The organism is Nocardia farcinica (assembly GCF_029867845.1).
GTDB lineage: Bacteria > Actinomycetota > Actinomycetes > Mycobacteriales > Mycobacteriaceae > Nocardia > Nocardia farcinica_A.
Window position 1 is genome coordinate 1 of record NZ_JARWRU010000361.1, and the last position, 2388, is coordinate 2388.

Here is a 2388-nt window from a genome sequence, read left to right on the forward strand (position 1 = left end):
CCCCCGGCGGGGCGGCCGGGGGAACGGGGGGGTTAACCCCCCCCCCGGTTTTGGCCCCCCCCCCCGGGGGGCCCCCGCCATCAATGGGCGTCGACGCCGCTGAGCTCGTTCGGCCGGTCGGGCAGGGTGACCGAGGCACGGATCTCGCCCGTGGCCAGATCGATCCGGTGCACCGTGGAGGTGGCCGGATCGGTGACATAGGCGTCACCGCCGCGGACGAACAGCGCGGGGCGGGGCTGCTGCCAGCGCGGGGGCTCCTGCCAAGGCTCGACCACCGGGATGGATCGGGTCACCGTGCCCGCCACGGGATCGATCACGCGCAGTCGCCGTCGGTGGCCAGCACCAGCGCTTCGCCCCGCGGTCCGCGAGCGAGCGAGCGGAAGGTGTAGCTCGCGCCGAGATCCACCAGACGCAACTGCCCGGTGGCGGTGTCGATCAGCGTGATCTGCTCGGGACGCTCGAGTTCGGCCTCGGGGTCGCGCTTGTAGTCGCCGAGCACGATGGACGAGACGGGGCTGCCGGCCTGATTGCCGATCCGGCTGTAGGGCGTGGGGCCGTCGATCTTGGTGATGGCGCCGTCCCGGTAGACCAGCACACCGTCCTCGCAGCCGACCACGACAATCTCGTACTTCGCCGTCGCCTCGCCGTGCACGCCGGGACAGTCCTCGTGGCGGGCGATCTCGGCGCCCGCGGCGTCGAGCACCCGCAGCCCGGTGCGCTCGGTCTCGGTGCCGACGGTGACCACGAGACTGCCGTCGGACAGCTCCAGCGCCACGCCGTGATGCGGCGCCTCGGCCCGGTACCGCCGCACCGGCGGCGCTCCGTCGGCGAGATCGGCCGGGGCGAAGGAGACGATCTCGCCGGGGTCACCGTCGTGCACGCCACCCATCGCGCCGACGAGGCAGGCGCGGCCGACCACCGGCTCGTCCTCGACGAGGGCAGGCTCGTGACCGGCCATCCTGAGCCGAGCGACGCGCTCATGACCGATGCCACAGCATCGGGCGCGAGCGCGGCGCCGGACGCCGCCGGAGCCGCCGGGGGACTCCCGTTCAGTCACGGGGTCACTTCTTTGCCCGGAAACGCCCCGACTCGGCAACCGCCCGGCTTACCCTGAACACACCCGGTTCGCCCCGGGGTTGCAGGGTGGATCGCACGCCCCCCGATCGCGATCCGCCATCGCCTAGCTGGTCGGGTGGGGTCCGGGTCCGGCTTCAGCCCGGGCCCCACCCGGCCGGCGCCCACTGTGACCGGTCACAGAAAATCCCGGAAACCATAAAGTCACGTTAATTCCACGCAACCATGTGCGTGCAGACGAACGCACAATTGCGGACGACATGTGCAACGACAATTTCACCACGCAAACCCCGCTTCGCGCGTTTCGGCGGCGATTTTCGGAACCGACGGACAGAAGGCGCGGCAGAGGAGCGAATCTTTCCTGCACACTTCGCCGGCAGACGCTAAAATTGTCGGCACCTGGAAAATCGATGTGATCCGGTAATTCCGTCCGTGACAGCGAGTTACGGACACGGGACATCGCACCACCCTGCCATCGCCGTTCTGAGCATCGCGGCGGCCGCCGGGCCGGTACCGGGTCACCTGCCGAGGAGGCCGCAATGGTCGACAATGCCGTGACCGATCAGTCCGAACCCGATCCCGGAGTCGTGATCTGGCCCGAGCCCAGCAAGCTCGACGACTGGTGGGAGCGTGTGGTTTTCGGTGCGGGCGGCAGGCCGGGCAGCGCGCCCGGCGACCCGCTGCGCGAGAGCACCCGGGGGCAGTGACGGGCGCGGACCGCCCCCGGGCGCCGTGCCGTCAGGCCTCCGGCCGGGGCCGGAAGGCGTGTTCACGCGCGGAATAGAGGGTGAGCAGACCGAGCAGACGGTCGTCATCCACCAACGGCTGACAATACAGCGAGCGCATTCCGTACGCGATCAGTTGTTCCCGGAATTCGCCCCACCGCCGTTCCACGCGGAGATTGCCGACCAGAATCGCATGCCCGGTGCGGACCACCTCGAGTCCGGGCGTATCGGGACAGCGCGACTGCGCGAGTTCGAGTTTCTCGGCCAGCCGATTCGACCAGCCGAGCACTTCCAGGCCGTCGCCATCACACGCGGTGATTCCGACCAATGGACGACCGGGCAGCAGCTGCGCGATATTGCGGGCCGCGCGCTGGGGGACGGGGGAATCGTGTTCCGAACCGGCGCCGCCGGTCGAGCCTGGAGACAGGACGCGGGCGTCGAGCATACGAACACCTCGTTCGTTGTTGCGCCGGCGCGCGGGCGGGATATCGGTGTTCGCGGGTTCTCGCGCCGCCCGGCGCACCGATGCACTGTCCAGCGGGGGCCGCCGGTACGCGGCCACACGGCGCCCGGTATCCCGGACGCCGGC

At 70.4% G+C, this 2388-nt stretch carries 4 protein-coding genes; 1 reads left to right on the top strand and 3 read right to left on the bottom strand.

The annotated features are described in order from the left end of the window. Positions 1-80: 80 nt before the first annotated feature. Together QH283_RS30300 and QH283_RS30305 are read right to left on the bottom strand one after the other, a co-directional pair. On the bottom strand, positions 81-317 hold the full coding sequence (locus QH283_RS30300) for a hypothetical protein (protein WP_414689516.1): 237 nt from the start codon (positions 315-317) through the stop codon (positions 81-83). After that, complete coding sequence (locus QH283_RS30305) at positions 314-1057, bottom strand: hypothetical protein (RefSeq protein ID WP_432420679.1); 744 nt, start codon at positions 1055-1057, stop codon at positions 314-316. The genes QH283_RS30300 and QH283_RS30305 overlap by 4 nt, the downstream gene beginning before the upstream one ends. 556 nt (positions 1058-1613) lie before the next feature. Between QH283_RS30305 and QH283_RS07710 the strand changes: the two genes are divergently transcribed. Next, on the top strand, positions 1614-1781 hold the full coding sequence (locus QH283_RS07710) for a hypothetical protein (protein ID WP_280502328.1): 168 nt from the start codon (positions 1614-1616) through the stop codon (positions 1779-1781). A gap of 31 nt (positions 1782-1812) precedes the next feature. Here QH283_RS07710 and QH283_RS07715 read toward each other — a convergent pair. After that, on the bottom strand, positions 1813-2388 hold a 576-nt coding region (locus tag QH283_RS07715; RefSeq protein ID WP_280502329.1), incomplete at its 5' end, for a GAF domain-containing protein.

Bases quoted from the DNA above. Each gene is read 5' to 3' on its own strand.
- QH283_RS07710 (WP_280502328.1), top strand. From the start codon at position 1,614: ATGGTCGACAATGCCGTGACCGATCAGTCCGAACCCGATCCCGGAGTC.